Here is a 16071-nt window from a genome sequence, read left to right on the forward strand (position 1 = left end):
GCCACCGGGGCGCGAAATCTGTCGACTCGGAGAATCTCGACATCAACAAACCATTGAACTTCCACCATGAGGAAATTACTATCCACTGGTCAGAAGCGCCCTGAACCCCCAGACGGCGCCCGCGACCGTATCCCGGAACTCTCCACACCCGACGGCACTGCGTGCCGTCTCGCGCGAGCATTCCCCCGCGGCCGCCAGGCACCGCCGCTGAAGGAGTGACAGATATGTCCGCACCAGCGCCGTCCCCGCTGGCCATCGTCGACGCCGAGCCCCTGCCCCGGCAGGACGAAGTCCTCACCGAAGCGGCCCTCGCCTTCGTGGCCGAGCTCCACCGGCGGTTCGCCCCCCGCCGTGCCGAGCTCCTCGCCCGACGCGGCGAGCGGCGCGCCGAGATCGCCCGGACCTCCACCCTCGACTTCCTCCCGGACACCGCACAGGTCCGCGAGGGAGACTGGAAGGTCGCACCGGCCCCGGCCGCGCTGAACGACCGCCGCGTGGAGATCACCGGTCCGACGGACCGCAAGATGACCATCAACGCCCTGAACTCGGGCGCCAAGGTCTGGCTCGCCGACTTCGAAGACGCCTCCGCTCCCACCTGGGAGAACGTCGTCCTCGGCCAGCTCAACCTGATCGACGCCTACGAGCGCCGCATCGACTTCACCGACCCGCGCACCGGCAAGGCGTACGCGCTGAAGCCCGCCGACCAGCTCGCCACCGTCGTCATGCGGCCGCGCGGCTGGCACCTGGAGGAGCGCCACCTGCGCTTCGAGGGCGGCCCGGCCTCCGGTTCGCTCGTCGACTTCGGCCTGTACTTCTTCCACAACGCCCAGCGCCTGATCGACCTCGGCAAGGGCCCGTACTTCTACCTGCCGAAGACCGAGTCCCACCTGGAGGCGCGCCTCTGGAACGACGTCTTCGTCTTCGCCCAGGACTACGTCGGCATCCCGCAGGGCACGGTCCGCGCGACCGTCCTCATCGAGACGATCACCGCGGCCTACGAGATGGAAGAGATCCTCTTCGAGCTCAAGGACCACGCGGCCGGCCTCAACGCGGGTCGCTGGGACTACCTGTTCTCCATCGTGAAGAACTTCCGCGACGGTGGCCAGAAGTTCGTCCTGCCGGACCGCAACGCGGTGACGATGACCGCCCCCTTCATGCGGGCGTACACCGAACTGCTGGTCCGCACCTGCCACAAGCGCGGCGCGCACGCGATCGGCGGCATGGCGGCCTTCATCCCGTCCCGCAAGGACGCCGAGGTGAACAAGGTGGCCTTCGAGAAGGTCAAGGCCGACAAGGACCGCGAGGCCGGCGACGGTTTCGACGGCTCCTGGGTCGCCCACCCCGACCTGGTCCCGATCGCGATGGCCTCCTTCGACGCCGTCCTCGGTGACAAGCCGAACCAGAAGGACCGCCTCCGCGAGGACGTCTCGGTCGCCCCCGGCGAACTGATCGCGATCGACTCCCTGGACGCGAAGCCGACCTACGAGGGCCTGCGCAACGCGGTCCAGGTCGGTACCCGCTACATCGAGGCGTGGCTGCGCGGCCTCGGCGCCGTCGGCATCTTCGGCCTCATGGAGGACGCGGCCACCGCCGAGATCTCCCGCTCGCAGATCTGGCAGTGGATCAACGCCGGAGTGGTCTTCGAGAACGGCAAGACGGCCACGGCCGAGCTGACCCGTGAGATCGCCGCCGAGGAACTGGCCGCCATCCGCGCCGAGGTCGGCGAGGAGGCCTTCGCGGCCGGCAAGTGGCAGCAGGCCCACGACCTGCTGCTCCAGGTCTCGCTGGACGCCGACTACGCGGACTTCCTCACGCTGCCGGCGTACGACCAGCTCATCGGCTGACCCACCCCCGCTTCGACTGTCACGCACAGCGGTCGAATCACCGACTCCGCCCCCGTCGCCCCCGAGGTGACGGGGGCGGTGCCGTTTCCGCGTCCGGACCGAACCCCGCCTCCCCGCACACCCGTTCGGCCGAGCAAGCGGAATTCACATGTCCCGAACGACCGATCGGTCGTTACCCCATCGTAATCTGCGGCTACCTAGCGGTAACAACCGCCGGCGTGTCACCTTTCCGATTGCCACCGGCCGGCGGTATCCCCCACTCTCCCCGCCACACACCGGAGTTCTTCCTGTCTCCGGCGTGGCCTACCGCAGGAGTTCCGCAGTGATCGGATTCCGCAACGCCAGCAGGAGCAGGGAACACGGCCGGGTGCGACGGGCCGCCAGGGCGGCGGTGGCCCTCTCGGCCGCCGCCGGGGCGCTGATGACCGTCGGCGCCGGCACCTCCACGGCCGGACCGCGCCCCGGACCGGGCAACGGACCCACCGCCGTGGTGTCCATGGGCGACAGCTACATCTCCGGCGAGGCCGGACGCTGGAAGGGCAACGGCCTGACCAACAGCGGCAGCAGGAACGGCACCGACCGGGCGTGGGTCGGCGGCAGTTCCTACGACCCGGGCATGGTGTACGGAGCCACCGCCGGCGGCTGCCACCGTTCGGACTCGGCCGAGGTGTTCAGCGCCGGCCCCATCGCCGAGACGGCCGTCAACCTGGCCTGCTCCGGCGCCGTTTCGGCGAACGTGTTCCGGGCCGCGAACGGCGGCGTCGCCTTCAAGGGCGAGGTCCCACAGGCCGACCAGCTCGCGGCGGTGGCCGCGAGCCGCGACGTGAAGGTCATCGCCCTGTCCATCGGCGGCAACGACCTGGGCTTCGCCGACATCATCAAGAACTGCGCGCTCGACTTCGTCCTGTGGAACTCGTACTGCTACGACGACCAACAGGCGGGCGTCGACCGGAAGATCGACGGGGTCATGGCGAGCGTCGGCAAGTCCGTCGACGAGATCCGCGCCGTGATGCGCAGCGCCGGGTACGCGGACTCCTCGTACCGGGTCGTGCTCCAGTCGTACCCGTCGCCGATCCCGCGCGGCGCCGAGAACCGCTACACCCAGAGCGACTGGAGCCGCCTGAACACCGGCGGCTGTCCCTTCTGGAACCGGGACTCGGACTGGGCGCGGGACTCCCTCGTGCCGCAGATCGCGGGCCGGCTCAAGGCCGTGGCCGCCGCCAAGGGCGCGCAGTTCCTGGACCTGCGGGACATGATGCAGGGGCGCGAGGTGTGCGCGAAGGCCAGCAAGCAGGTCAGCTCCGCGGCGCCGGCCTCCGCGCGGACGAGCGAATGGGCGCGCTGGATCGACAACAGCGAGTCGCAGGGGCTGATCCAGGAGTCCATGCACCCGAACCACTTCGGGCAGCTGGCCGCCGGACGCTGCCTGGCCCTGGCCGTCGCCCAGCCCGCGGGCTCCGGCGTCAGCTGTAGGAACACCGCCGGGGGCGACCACACGGGGATGTACCTGACGCCCGCGCCGTAGTCCGGACGGTGGGCACGACGACGGGGCGGGCCGCCACGACCACGCGTGGCAGCCCGTCCCGGACGTTGCGGTCGGCCCCTCTCCGCGCCCGATGCGCGAGGTGTCGTGTCGTCAGTTGGTGAAGACCTGGACGATCCTGTCGCCCGACACTCCGACGCCGGTCTTCGTGTAGTCGCAGTTCTTGATGTTGCCCGAGTGGACGGCGCTGTTGAGCCAGCCGTCCACGTGCTTCTGCTCGTCCGCGCTGCCCCAGGCGATGTTCTCCGCGGAGGCGGTGTACGTCGCTCCGGCCTTCTTCAGCCGGTCCTGAACGCTGGAACCGTCCGAGCCCGTATGGCTGGTGGTCGTGTCGTTCGCGTATTCCTGGGCCGCGGCGGTGACCGCCGGGTCGACCGTCAGAGCCGGGCAACCGGCGGCCGTACGGGCCTGGTTCACCAAGTCGAGGATCTTGTTCGGGTCTGCCACGGACGGGGCGGCGGCCCTGGTGTTCGTGGGCGGCGCCGCTACGGCCGCCGAGGCGGTGCCTACGGCTCCTGCGAACAGGAGGAGCGAGGACGCGCACGCGATGGTGCACCTGCGCCGTATGGATCCGGAAGCCATGGGGATACCTTCCTTCTTCCGACAAGGAGCGGCGCACGCGGTCGCGTCGCCGCTCGACCCCCATCACCGATGATTCTCCGCCGGGCTCCGCCGGCCCGCATCCTGCCACGGCAAAACGGCAGGTCAGAGTGCACATTGTGGCCCGAAGACAGTTCCTACGTCACCCAGCGTGAGCGTGTTCGGCGCGTGGACGGTGCGCCCGGCGCCGGCCCGGTGCGCACGTCGTCGCCGCGGGCACCGTTCGACGTGCGGCGGTCGTGCACCGCGACCGGTCCTACGTCGCGGCCCCCTCGAACCTGCCCCGCGCCGAACCCGGTTGGCCCGGCAGGCCGGCCAGGGCCGTGGTGAAGGCGGCGCGGCAGCGGAGCCAGTCGGGATCGGCCGTGGTGGGGTGCAGGTCGGCGAGTTTGGGCAGCAGGTCCGCGGAGAAGGCGTGGGCGGCCTCGGCCGGGAGCAGGGACGGCAGGTTGTCGATGGCGATCACGTCCAGCGGCCGGTCCCCGCCCCGCAGGCGCCGCACCGGGACCGTCCAGTCCGTGAGCCGGTCGTAGACGGGCAGCAGGTGCAGCTCGGACCCGGTGTCACAGGTGATGTCGGCGATGACCGAGAGCCTGGGGGCGCCGCTCTCCAGATCGGCGGGCGTCAGGAACGGCGGCACGGCCCGGGTCGTGAGCACCGCGTTGACCAGGATGTCGTGCTCCAGCAGCGCGGCCCGGTCCAGGCGGGCGGTCGCGGTGCGGCCCCAGCGGGTGACGGCGACCCCGGCTGTGGTGAGGGCGTCGCAGGCGCCGCGTCCGCTGCGTCCGCCGGCGCCGATCACCAGGGCGCGCAACCCGTCGGGCGGGGTGGCCCGCAGGCGGGCGTCGAGTTCCGCGCGGGGCAGCGGCACGAGGGGCGCCGTGAGCCGGCCGCGGGCGTGCAGCGCGGCCAGGGCGGCGCCCGCGTAACCCGCCCAGTAGCCGAAGGCGGCCAGCCTGCGACCCTGGGCGTCGGCGAGGTACTCCAGGTCGAACAGGGTTCCGCCGCCCGCCGCGAAGCGCCTGAGCAGCTCGGGCGCCTGGGCCTGCCCCTTGTAGGCGTGCCCGAAGTAGACGTGCCGGTGGTGCAGGAGCTCGGGCGTGGGAGGGAGTTCCTTCAACCCGAGGACGTACGCGGCCCCCGGCGCGGCCTCGGCCCAAGCTCCGGACGGGGCCGCGCGGCAACCGGCGGCGAGGTAGTCGTCGAGGGGGAAGACCCGGTGCGCTGAGTCCTCCACGGTGATCCGTACGCCCTGCCGGACGAGCCGTCCGGCGTCCTCGGGGGTCAGCGGCGCGCGCCGTTCGGTGGTCCGGGTCTCGTCGCGCATCCAGAGCTGCGGAAGATCTGCCATCGCTGTGCCACCTGTCTGCTCAGAGGGGTGGGGACGAGCGGGCGGCTCGCGGGCCCGGTGCGGGGTGCCGCGTGCTCATGCGATGTCTTTCCGCGCCGTATACGGCGCACGCGGGATCGGGCCCGGAACTCCGGGCCCGGGGGCACCGCGAGCACCTCCCGACCTCACGGGCCCCGGGGCCGCCGCGGCCGGCCCCGGGCGCCGGGGGCGTGCGGACGCGCGAAAAGGCGTGCGGCGGTGCGTACGCCACACCCGCAGTGGGTGACGTACGCACCGCCGCACGCCGGTCGGTGACCGGGCGTCAGTGCGCGAGGGCCGGTTCCGGGGCCGGTTCGGCGGCCGCGCCCTTCCTGGCTCCGAGGTGGTTGAAGGCCAGGTTGAGCAGGATCGCGACCACGCAGCCGGTGCTGATGCCGGAGTCGAGGACGACGAGGAGGTCCTTCGGGAAGGCGTGGTAGAAGCCGGGGGCGGCGATCGGGATCAGGCCGATGCCGATGGAGGCGGCCACGATGAGGGCGTTCTCCCCCTTCTCCATGGCCGCGCCGGCCAGGGTCTGGATGCCGCTGGCCGCGACCGAGCCGAAGAGGACGATGCCGGCGCCGCCGAGGACGGGCAGCGGGACGACTCCGATGACGGAGGCGGCCATCGGACACAGGCCCAGCAGGATCAGGATGCCGCCGCCGGCGGCGACGACGAACCGGCTGCGCACCTTGGTCATCGCGACGAGCCCGATGTTCTGCGCGAAGGCGCTGCACATGAAGCCGTTGAACAGGGGGCTGATGGCGCTGCCGAGGGTGTCGGCGCGCAGGCCGCCCTCGATGGTCTTCGCGTCCGCCGGCCGGCCGACGATCCTGCCGAGGGCCAGGATGTCGGCGGTGGACTCGGTCATGCAGACGAGCATGACGATGCACATGGAGATGATGGCGGCCACCTGGAACTGCGGGGCGCCGAAGTGGAACGGGGTCGGGAAGCCGACGATGTCCGCGTTGCGGACGGCGTCGAAGTTGGTCATGTTCAGCGGTATCGCGACGAGGGTGCCCGCGATCAGACCCAGCAGGATGGAGATCTGCTGGAGGAAGCCCCGCAGGAACTTCCGCATCACCAGGACGATCGCCAGGGTGAGGGCGGCCATGCCTATGTTCTGCGTCGAACCGTAGTCGGGGGCGGCGCTGTTGCCGCCCTGCGACCAGTTGAAGGCCACCGGGAGCAGCGAGACGCCGATCAGGGTGATGACGGTGCCGGTGACCACGGGCGGGAAGAAGCGTACGAGCTTCCCGAAGTAGGGGGCGGCGAGGAATCCGACGATTCCGGCGACGATGATCGCGCCGAAGATGATGGGGATGGCGTTGTCCCCCTCCCCCTTGCCGATGGCGATCATCGGGGTCACGCCGGCGAAGGAGACGCCGTTGACGAAGGGGAGTTTGGCGCCGATCTTCCAGAACCCGAGGGTCTGGAGGAGGGTGGCCAGGCCTGCGGTGAAGAGCGAGGCGCCCATCAGGAAGGCGGTCTCGGTGGCGGAGAGGCCGACGGCGGGTCCGACGATCATGGGCGGGGCGACGACACCCGCGTACATGGCGGCCACGTGCTGGAGGCCGCTGGTGAACATCTTCAGCGGAGGCAAGGTCTCGTCGACCGGGTGCTTCCCCTCCGGTACTACGACTGCATCTTTGCGAAACCTGGGCGTTGCGGCCACGGCTTCCTCCGGTCGGTTAGACACGTCGGCGGGGACGTGGGTGTCATGGAGGTGGTGCGAAAGCGTGCTGGTCGAGCCTGTCTTCAGTTGTGGGTGGTGCTTCGATGGTTGTCCCAAGCGGTGCGGAAACGATTCGCCCAAATCGGTTCCGCGCAGGCCCGCGCCGGGGCAGGAGGTGCCATGGCAGTGGCACGAGACCTGTGCGGCGGTGCGGGTGTCACGAGTCACCGCCCCCGGGGGCGCCCTCGGATCTCTCCTCGGGCGCTTCCCGGGAACGGCTGCCGCGGACCCCGCTCGGGTCCGCGGCCGCCGGTCGAGGGCCGTCCCCCTCGACCGGACTCCGGGGGATCAGGCCTGCGCGGAGATCCGCGCGAGGCGCTGGGCCTCTTCCCGCGTGGACACCGCGATGGCGTCCTCGTCGGCGAAGAGCAGTCGGTTGTTCTCGACGATCTGCTTGCCGTTGACGAACGAGGCCGTCACCGGGGCCGCCGCACCGAAGACCAGCGCGGTGACCGGGTCGGCGATCGAGGAGTGCAGGAGGGTGTTGAGGTTCCACAGGACCAGGTCGGCGCACTTGCCGACCTCCAGCGAACCGATGTTGTCCGCGCGACCGAGGACCTGCGCGCCACCGTAGGTGCCCAGGCGCAGGGCCTGGCGGGCGTTGAGGGCCCGCTCGCGGTGGACCGGGTTCAGGCGGTTGATCAGCAGCGCGTTGCGCAGCTCGGTGTGCAGCTCACCGGACTCGTTGGAGGCGGTGCCGTCCACGCCGAGGCCGACCGGGACACCGGCGGCCAACATGTCCGGAACGCGGGCGATGCCGGCGGCCAGACGGGCGTTGGAGGACGGGCAGTGCGCGACGCCGGTCTTGGTGCGGGCGAACGCGGCGATGTCGGAGTCGTTCATGTGGACGCTGTGCGCCATCCACACGTCCTCGCCGAGCCAGCCGGTCGACTCGAAGTAGTCGGTCGGGCCCATGCCGAACAGTTCCTTGCAGAACTGCTCCTCCTCGACGGTCTCGGAGCCGTGCGTGTGCAGGCGCACACCCAGCCGGCGGGCCAACTCGGCGCCCTGCTTCAGCAGCTCGGTGGAGACCGAGAAGGGTGAGCAGGGGGCGACGGCGACCTGGGTCATCGCGTCGAAGGAGGCGTCGTGGTAGCGCTTGACGGTCGCCTCGGTGTCGGCCAGGGCGCCTTCGAGGGTCTCGACGGCGTGGTCCGGCGGCAGGCCGCCGTCCTTCTCGCTGCGGTCCATCGAGCCGCGGGCGAGGGTGAAGCGGACACCCATCTCGGACGCGGCGCGGATGATCGAACCGGACAGGTCGCCGGAGTTCGCGGGGAAGACGTAGTGGTGGTCCATCGCGGTGGTCACACCGCCCTTGGCCATCGCGGCGAGGGAGCCCTGCGCGGCCGTGTACGTCATCTGCTCGTCGATGCGCGCCCACGTCGGGTACAGCGCGACGAGCCAGTTGAAGAGGTTGTGGTCGGTGGCCAGACCACGCGTGATCCACTGGTAGAAGTGGTGGTGCGTGTTGACCAGACCAGGAGTCACGAGGTGCCCGGTGCCGTCGATGCGGCGGACTACGTTTTCGAGGTTCGCGGGGGCGTTGCCCGCGCCGACGAACTCGATCCTGTTGCCGGCGAGGACGACGTGGCCCGAGGCGTACTCGGTGTCGTTCGCGTCGACCGTCGCGATCGCACAGTTCTCGATGACGATGCGCTCGACGGCGCTGTCAGGGGCTGCCGATGCTGCCATGGGACTTCCTCGTGCTTTCAGTGGCGGTGCGGGCACGGCAAAACCCAGGGGATTTGAGTGCCGGAGCCGGGGGCCTTGGCAGCTGACAGTACTGCCGCCCCGTGTGTTGCGTCCGGGTGCCGATTCAGGAAGTTGTGGGGGTGTCGCGCACCCCGGGGCCACTGCGGAGCCCCGGGGCACACGTGCCGTGCCCTAGAGGTTGGTCATGTCCACGGGGATGCGGGCGTCAACGCCGTCGCGGAGGACCGTCGCCTCGATCAGCCCGTACGGGCGATCGGCGGCGAAGTACACCTCGTTGTCGTTCTTGAGGCCGAAGGGCTCCAGGTCGACGAGGAAGTGGTGCTTGTTCGGGAGCGAGAAGCGAACCTCGTCGATCTCCGAACGGTGGTTGATGATGCGCGAACCCATCTGGTACAGGGTCTGCTGCAGCGAGAGGGAGTAGGTCTCCGCGAAGGCCTGCAGCATGTGCTTGCGGGTCTCGGCGTAGGACTTCTCCCAGTTGGGCATCCGCTGGTCGTCGTCCGACCAGGCGAAGCGCCAGCGAGCCGACACCTGGGTGGCCAGGATGCGGTCGTAGGCCTCCTTCAGCGTCGTGTACTTGTCCTTCACGTAACCCCAGAACTCGGAGTTCGTGGAGTTCATGACGACGAGGTCCTTGAGGCCGGAGATGACCTCCCAGTTCTTGCCGTCGTACGTGATCTGGGTGACCCGGGTCTCGCCGCCGTTGCGGACGAAGGAGTGGTTCACCTCGTCGGAGCCGATGAACTTGGAGTTGGCGTCCGAGGTGGCGATCCGGGACCAGGAGTACTCCTCGATCCGGATGCGCGCCTTCTGGATCGGCTCCTGGCTGTTGACGAACCAGCGCGCCAGGTGGATGCCGAACTGCTCGGCGGACTCGATGCCGTGCTCCTTGGCGAACGCGTACACCGTGTTCTTGGTGGTGTCCGTCGGCAGGACGTTGGCGTTCGAGCCGGAGTAGTGGACGTCGTCCATGTCGCCGGAGAGGGCGACCGAGACGTTCAGGTCCTTGATGTGGTGGGTGTCGCCGTCCCGCGTGATCTTGACGACGCGGTTCTCTGCTTTGCCGTACTGGTTCTGGCCCAGAATCGTGGCCATGCTAGCTCCCTCGGTAAACGGAGTAGCCGAACGGGTTGAGCAGCAGCGGTACGTGGTAATGCTCGCCGGGAGTGACCGCGAACGTGATCGTCACTTCCGGGAAAAACGCACCGCTGTCCCTTACGCGGGGGGCGTCCTGCTGCGCCTCGGCTTGCTTCTTGGAACTGGGCTTATCAAAGAAGTACGTCTCGGTCTCGAAATCGAGACGCACGTGGGTGGTGCCCTCCGGCAGCGCCGGCAGGTCCTTGCAGCGCCCGTCCGCATCGGTGGCGGATCCGCCCAGGGCCGCCCACTCGCCGTCGAGACCCGTACGGGCCGACAGGGAGATGGCGACGCCCTCGGCGGGCTTGCCGATGCTGGTGTCCAGGATGTGAGTGGACACCGAGGCGGTGGTTGCCGTGCTCATGGTCACTCTCCTTCTACGAGTCGGGTCAGGCGGATCTTGTTGATCTTGACGAGCTCGCCGCGGGCGGTTTCCCGCTCCTGCTCCGGCGAGTTGTCGATCCGGACCTTGACCGCGTCCCGCATGAACGCACCGGTCGCCCCGGTGGCGCAGATCAGGAATACGTGGCCGAACTTCTCCTGGTAGGCCAGGTTCAGTTCGAGGAGCTCGCTCTTGAGCTTCTCCGAGGCACCGGCCATGCCACGCTGCTCGCGGGCGGAGGTCGGGTCCCCCGGCTTCGGCCGGCCGATCGGCGCGTGGCCTCCCATCGCCTCGGCCAGGTCCTCCGCGGTGAGCTCCGCCATGGCGGATTCGTTCGCGGCGAACAGGGATTCGGCGGTGGCGAAGGGGCGCTGGGCGAGGAGCTTGGCGCCCCATGCCGAGCTGGCGCACACCTCGTGCAGTTCGGCCGTGGCCTCGCTGTCATCCAAGGCGTTGAACCGGGTCAGACCCGGGGTCGGACTCGAAGTCACGGTAGGCCTCCGTGGCCTGTTGTTGCTTAGACGGGCTGCGCATAGCTAACGCCCTCGACAACACGGCGTCAACACTTTGTTGAAACTTCCCGTACACAAAAGCCGCCGCCCGGATGAATTGGGCGGCGGCTCGTCACAGGAGGTGACAGGGCAGTCACTCTTGGCTGTTCTTGGCCTCTTTTGCGGTGGCCGAATCCCTGTTCAAGTAGTTGTAGACGGTGAAACGGCTTACGCCCAGGGCTCCCGCGACCGTTTCCACGCCGTGTCGGACGGAGAAGGCACCCCGCGCCTCCAGTATCCGCACCACGTCCTGCTTCGACTTGCGGTCCAGCTGCGCCAACGGTACGCCGTGCCGGCGCTCCAGGGCCGCCAGGATGTGATCCAGCGAGTCGGACAGCTGGGGCAGGCGCACCGCCAGCAGCTCCTGACCCTCCCAGCTGAGCACCACGTCGTCCGGCTGCGCCAGCGCCGGATCCATCAGCTCGCCGCCCATCGCGTCGACCAGGGGCTTGACCGCGGCGACGAAGGGGTGGTCACGGGGCTCGGTCACGAGGTCTCCTCCCCGATCACGTTCACCTGGAGCGAGACGCGCGTCGCGCCGGCCCCCAGGGAATCGCGCAGCAGCGCGGCCACGGCGGTCAGCACCTGATCGGCCTCGCCCTCGGCGGTGTTGCCGAACGGGCCGACGTCCACCGCGTCCAGCTGGGCCTTCTGGATGACCTCGCGAGCGGCCACGGCATGGGCGGGGGCCTCTTCGAGATCGAAGGGCTCGGTCGTGAACTCCACTCTCAATCGCACGCAGGTCAACCTACTGCGCAGTCACGATTTTTCGGCAGTCCGCACTTGACATCGGCGCGGAATCCCATGCAGTCTTCCATCAAGCAGAAAATAACTTCCGCAATACGGAAGGAGCGCACACCCCTCATGGGATACACGGACCAGCGCTTCGATGTGAACCTGTCCATCCTCTTCACGGAACTCCCGCTCCTGGAGCGTCCCGCGGCTGCCGCCGCGGCGGGCTTCACGGCGGTCGAGCTGTGGTGGCCCTGGATCGAGACCCCCACCCCCGCACAGGCTGAGCTCGACGCCCTCAAGAAGGCTCTTGAGGACGCCGGGACCCAGCTGGTGGGCCTGAACTTCTACGCCGGCCAACTGCCGGGCCCGGACCGCGGTGCGGTGTCGGTACCCGGTGACGAGTCGGACCGCTTCAACGCCAACATCAACGTCGCGGCGGACTTCGCCGCCTCGGTGGGTTGCAAGGCGTTGAACGCCCTGTACGGCAACCGCGTCGAAGGCGTGGACCCCGCCGTCCAGGACGAGCTCGCGCTGAAGAACCTGGTGGTGGCCGCTCGGGCCGCCGACCGCGTCGGCGCGATCCTCCTGATCGAGACCCTCAACAAGCCCGAGTCGCCGCTCTACCCCCTGGTGAGCGCACCGGCCGGCATCGAGGTCGTGGACAAGGTCAACGAGGCCACCGGCCTCGGGAACGCCAAGTTCCTGCTCGACCTGTACCACCTGGCGATGAACGATGAGGACCTCTCCGAGGTCATCGAAAAGTACGCCGCCAAGACCGGTCACGTCCAGATCGCGGACAAGCCCGGACGCGGTGCCCCCGGCACCGGCGAGCTGCCTCTCGAGGCGCTCCTGGACCAGCTGAAGAAGGCTGGATACGAGGGCTGGGTCGGCCTGGAGTACAAGGCGGCCGACGCCGCCGCGTCCTTCGAGTGGCTGCCCGCCGAGGCCCGCGCCGCCCGCTAGGCGGACAAAGTCCAGGCGATCAGCCAGGCACCCCCCGCACTTTTCGTACAAAGCATTAAGAGAAGGACCCTCATCATGAGCAACCTCCCCAAGATTGCCTGGATCGGTCTCGGAATCATGGGTTCCCCCATGGCCGAGAACCTCCTGAAGGCCGGCTACCCGGTCACCGGCTTCACCCTGGAGCAGGACAAGCTGGACCGCCTGGCCGCCGCCGGCGGCAGCGCCGCCGGCTCGATCGCCGAGGCCGTCAAGGACGCCGACGTCATCATCACGATGGTGCCCGCCTCCCCGCAGGTCGAGGCCATCTCCTACGGTGAGAACGGCATCCTGGAGAACGCGAAGTCCGGTGCGCTGATCGTCGACATGTCGTCGATCACCCCCCAGACCTCGATCGACCTCGCGAAGAACGCCGCCGAGAAGGGCATCCGCGTCATCGACGCCCCGGTGTCCGGTGGCGAGGCCGGTGCCATCGAGGCCGTCCTGTCGATCATGGTGGGTGGCGAGCAGGCCGACTTCGACGAGGCCCTGCCGGTCCTGGAGACCCTCGGCAAGACCATCGTCCTGTGCGGCCCGCACGGCTCCGGCCAGACGGTGAAGGCCGCCAACCAGCTCATCGTCGCGGTGAACATCCAGGCGTGCGCCGAGGCCGTCGTCTTCCTCGAGAAGTCCGGCGTGAACCTCCAGGCCGCCCTGGACGTCCTCAACGGTGGTCTGGCCGGCTCGACGGTCCTGACCCGCAAGAAGGACAACTTCCTGAACCGCGACTTCAAGCCCGGTTTCCGGATCGACCTGCACCACAAGGACATGGGCATCGTCACCGACGCCGCCCGCAACGTCGGTGCGGCCCTTCCGGTCGGCGCGGTCGTCGCCCAGCTGGTCGCCTCGCTGCGCGCCCAGGGTGACGGCGGCCTGGACCACTCCGCGCTGCTGCGCGCGGTCGAGCGCCTCTCCGGCGACCAGGTCTGATCCCGCCGCGGCCCGCTCGTCGGGCCGCCCTCCCCCCTCACGGGGGCCCCGAGTGTCCGGATGGTGCCGGCGCTGACACCTGTCCTGTCGCGCCCAAGCGCCGGCACCGTCCGGATTTCCTCTCCTCAATCTTTGTTCAACAAACTGTTGACGCCACGTTCCAGCCGAATTTAGGCTGTTCCGCATGACGGAAGACGCATTCCGTCAGCAGTTATCCGTACGGAAGGTCACCATGTCGAAGCGCACGCTGACGACCGAGTCCGGCGCCCCGGTCGCCGACAATCAGAACTCCGCCACCGCCGGCGTCGGTGGCCCGCTCCTGGTCCAGGACCAGCAGCTGCTCGAAAAGCTTGCCCGCTTCAACCGTGAGCGCATCCCGGAGCGCGTGGTGCACGCCCGCGGTTCCGCCGCGTACGGCCACTTCGAGGTGACGGACGACGTCACCGCGTACACCAGCGCCGCGTTCCTCAACACGGTCGGCAAGAAGACCGAGACCTTCCTGCGGTTCTCCACCGTGGCGGACTCCCTCGGTGGCGCGGACGCGGTCCGCGACCCCCGCGGTTTCGCGCTGAAGTTCTACACCGAAGAGGGCAACTACGACCTCGTCGGCAACAACACCCCGGTGTTCTTCATCAAGGACCCGATCAAGTTCCCCGACTTCATCCACTCCCAGAAGCGCGACCCCTTCACGGGCAAGCAGGAGCCGGACAACGTCTGGGACTTCTGGGCGCACGCCCCCGAGGCGACGCACCAGATCACCTGGCTGATGGGTGACCGCGGCATCCCCGCGTCCTACCGCCACATGAACGGCTACGGCTCCCACACCTACCAGTGGACCAACGCCCAGGGCGAGGCCTTCTTCGTCAAGTACCACTTCAAGACGAACCAGGGCGTCCGCAGCCTCTCCAGCGACCAGGCCGCCGAGCTCGTCGGCAAGGACGCGAACTCGCACCAGACCGACCTGCTCCAGGCGATCGAGCGCGGCGTGAACCCGAGCTGGACCCTCTACGTCCAGATCATGCCCGCCGCCGAGGCCGCGGACTACCGCTTCAACCCGTTCGACCTCACCAAGGTGTGGCCGCACAGCGACTACCCGCTGCAGCGCGTGGGCCGTCTGGTCCTCGACCGCAACCCGGACAACGTCTTCGCCGAGGTCGAGCAGTCCGCGTTCTCCCCGAACAACTTCGTCCCGGGCATCACCGCCTCGCCGGACAAGATGCTCCAGGGCCGTCTCTTCGCGTACGCCGACGCCCAGCGCTACCGCCTCGGTGTGAACCACACCGTGCTGCCGGTCAACGCCCCGAAGGCGGCGAAGGCCGACAACTACGGCCGCGACGGCGTCATGGCGCTGCGCAACGGCTCGCGCCAGGACAAGAACTACGAGCCCAACTCGTACCAGGGTCCGGCCGAGACCGGTCTCGCCCTGGGCGCCCCGCAGGCCGTTTCCGGCTGGACGGGCACCCACGAGGCCCCGGCCCACACCAAGGATGACAACTTCTTCCAGGCCGGCGAGCTGTTCCGGCTGATGTCCGAGGCCGAGAAGGAGCGTCTGGTGGCGAACATCGCCGGCGGTCTCTCCCAGGTCACCCTGGAGGACGTCATCGAGAAGAACCTGGCTCACTTCCACGCCGCCGACGCCGACTACGGCAAGCGCGTCGAGGAGGCCGTCCGCGCCCTGCGCGACGCCTGAGCCTGAAAGCTGTACCGGGGGCCTGACGGGAGGTCAGGCCCCGGGTGCTGGCCCGACCCGTGGACCCGGATGAGGGGTGGTACGCGGTGAGGGCAGGACGAGGACCGTGGCGAGCGTGCGAGCCAGTGCGGTGGTAATGGGTTCCGAGGCCCGTCTCTTGACCTGAGGGAGACGACGCCGGAGTTCTCGTCGCCCGCCCGCCACGGTCCCAGCCACATCCTCCTCGTACGAGGGGCTACGCACAGGGCCCCCTCCTACGAGGGAGGACAACCTCCCCCCGACACTCCGCCCGGCGGTGCGAACGTCCTGTCGCGCCAGCCTCGCACCGTCGGGCGGTCACCAACCAGAGCGCCGAGTCACGGACGGTCCCGTGACTCGGCGCTTTGTCGTGTGCGGGGTGGATGTCGTGCCCGCTCGGTGCCGGGGTCTCGTCAGGCGCGCGGTCGCCGGGGGCGTGCTCGTCGTCGCCGGGCAGCTCGAAGCGTCCGAGTGGGGTGCGCGTGCGCGGGTTGGCCCGGCACATCGGCCGGTACGCGGGGAAGCGCGCGTCGCGGGACATCACGTGGACGAGCCGCGAGCGGGCGCCCATCACCACGACCCCGGCGCCGGAGAACGCTAACGGGAACGGGATCGCGAACACCTGGAACGAGCCGAGGGTGCGTTTCAGCTCCTGCCGATAGCGGCCGGGCTCGGCGGGGTCACCGCCGAGCCGTCCACCCGTAGGACCCTGCGACGCCTCGGCCACCTGCCCTTCCCCGCCCCCCTGGGGCCGCCTCCCCGCGGCAGCGGCGCCGGCGGGGGCGGAGGGGCGGGGCGGCCCGGCCCAGTGTGCCCCCGCGACCG

14 protein-coding genes are annotated in these 16071 nt (G+C 69.4%); 5 read left to right on the forward strand and 9 right to left on the reverse strand.

The window, feature by feature from the left end:
* The first annotated feature begins 224 nt into the window (after positions 1–224).
* Both aceB and ACZ4XJ_RS32550 read left to right on the forward strand, forming a co-directional pair.
* Positions 225–1844, forward strand: coding sequence for a malate synthase A (gene aceB, locus ACZ4XJ_RS32545; RefSeq protein ID WP_362876370.1), 1620 nt, complete (start codon positions 225–227; stop codon positions 1842–1844).
* Positions 1845–2166: 322 nt separating this feature from the next.
* On the forward strand, positions 2167–3369 hold the full coding sequence (locus ACZ4XJ_RS32550; RefSeq protein WP_468498266.1) for a GDSL-type esterase/lipase family protein: 1203 nt from the start codon (positions 2167–2169) through the stop codon (positions 3367–3369).
* Positions 3370–3480: 111 nt separating this feature from the next.
* Here ACZ4XJ_RS32550 and ACZ4XJ_RS32555 read toward each other — a convergent pair whose 3' ends face one another.
* From ACZ4XJ_RS32555 to ACZ4XJ_RS32595, 9 genes are all read right to left on the reverse strand, one after another.
* Positions 3481–3969 carry a CAP domain-containing protein gene (locus ACZ4XJ_RS32555; protein ID WP_383990014.1) on the reverse strand — a complete coding sequence of 163 codons (489 nt, stop codon included), beginning with the start codon at positions 3967–3969 and terminating at the stop codon, positions 3481–3483.
* Between the two features lie 274 nt (positions 3970–4243).
* Positions 4244–5338 (reverse strand): Rossmann-fold NAD(P)-binding domain-containing protein, encoded by a 1095-nt coding sequence (locus ACZ4XJ_RS32560; protein WP_362876372.1) that lies wholly within the window; start codon positions 5336–5338, stop codon positions 4244–4246.
* Between the two features lie 301 nt (positions 5339–5639).
* Positions 5640–7031, reverse strand: coding sequence for a nucleobase:cation symporter-2 family protein (locus ACZ4XJ_RS32565; protein WP_362876373.1), 1392 nt, complete (start codon positions 7029–7031; stop codon positions 5640–5642).
* 348 nt (positions 7032–7379) lie between these two features.
* Positions 7380–8783 carry an 8-oxoguanine deaminase gene (locus ACZ4XJ_RS32570; protein WP_362876374.1) on the reverse strand — a complete coding sequence of 468 codons (1404 nt, stop codon included), beginning with the start codon at positions 8781–8783 and terminating at the stop codon, positions 7380–7382.
* A gap of 192 nt (positions 8784–8975) precedes the next feature.
* Entirely contained in the window at positions 8976–9899 is a 924-nt protein-coding gene (pucL, locus tag ACZ4XJ_RS32575) for a factor-independent urate hydroxylase (protein ID WP_362876375.1), read from the reverse strand.
* 1 nt (position 9900) lies between these two features.
* The gene (uraH, locus tag ACZ4XJ_RS32580; protein WP_362876376.1) at positions 9901–10305 is read right to left on the reverse strand and encodes a hydroxyisourate hydrolase; all 405 of its coding nucleotides are present in this window, start codon (positions 10303–10305) and stop codon (positions 9901–9903) included.
* Positions 10306–10307: 2 nt separating this feature from the next.
* Positions 10308–10814, reverse strand: a complete 507-nt coding sequence (uraD, locus tag ACZ4XJ_RS32585; protein WP_468498267.1) for a 2-oxo-4-hydroxy-4-carboxy-5-ureidoimidazoline decarboxylase — start codon at positions 10812–10814, stop codon at positions 10308–10310.
* A gap of 154 nt (positions 10815–10968) precedes the next feature.
* On the reverse strand, positions 10969–11364 hold the full coding sequence (locus tag ACZ4XJ_RS32590) for a helix-turn-helix domain-containing protein (RefSeq protein WP_383990000.1): 396 nt from the start codon (positions 11362–11364) through the stop codon (positions 10969–10971).
* On the reverse strand, positions 11361–11612 hold the full coding sequence (locus tag ACZ4XJ_RS32595; RefSeq protein ID WP_362876379.1) for a thiamine-binding protein: 252 nt from the start codon (positions 11610–11612) through the stop codon (positions 11361–11363). The genes ACZ4XJ_RS32590 and ACZ4XJ_RS32595 overlap by 4 nt, the downstream gene beginning before the upstream one ends.
* 126 nt (positions 11613–11738) lie before the next feature.
* Here ACZ4XJ_RS32595 and ACZ4XJ_RS32600 point away from each other — a divergent pair, with 126 nt between their 5' ends.
* The 3 genes from ACZ4XJ_RS32600 (at position 11739) to ACZ4XJ_RS32610 (ending at position 15228) form a co-directional block, all read left to right on the forward strand.
* Positions 11739–12572 carry a TIM barrel protein gene (locus tag ACZ4XJ_RS32600; RefSeq protein WP_362876380.1) on the forward strand — a complete coding sequence of 278 codons (834 nt, stop codon included), beginning with the start codon at positions 11739–11741 and terminating at the stop codon, positions 12570–12572.
* A gap of 75 nt (positions 12573–12647) precedes the next feature.
* Positions 12648–13538, forward strand: coding sequence for a 2-hydroxy-3-oxopropionate reductase (locus tag ACZ4XJ_RS32605; protein WP_362876381.1), 891 nt, complete (start codon positions 12648–12650; stop codon positions 13536–13538).
* A gap of 232 nt (positions 13539–13770) precedes the next feature.
* Complete coding sequence (locus ACZ4XJ_RS32610) at positions 13771–15228, forward strand: catalase (protein ID WP_362876446.1); 1458 nt, start codon at positions 13771–13773, stop codon at positions 15226–15228.
* Positions 15229–16071 lie beyond the last annotated feature (843 nt).

Source organism: Streptomyces sp. NPDC029836 (assembly GCF_055574495.1).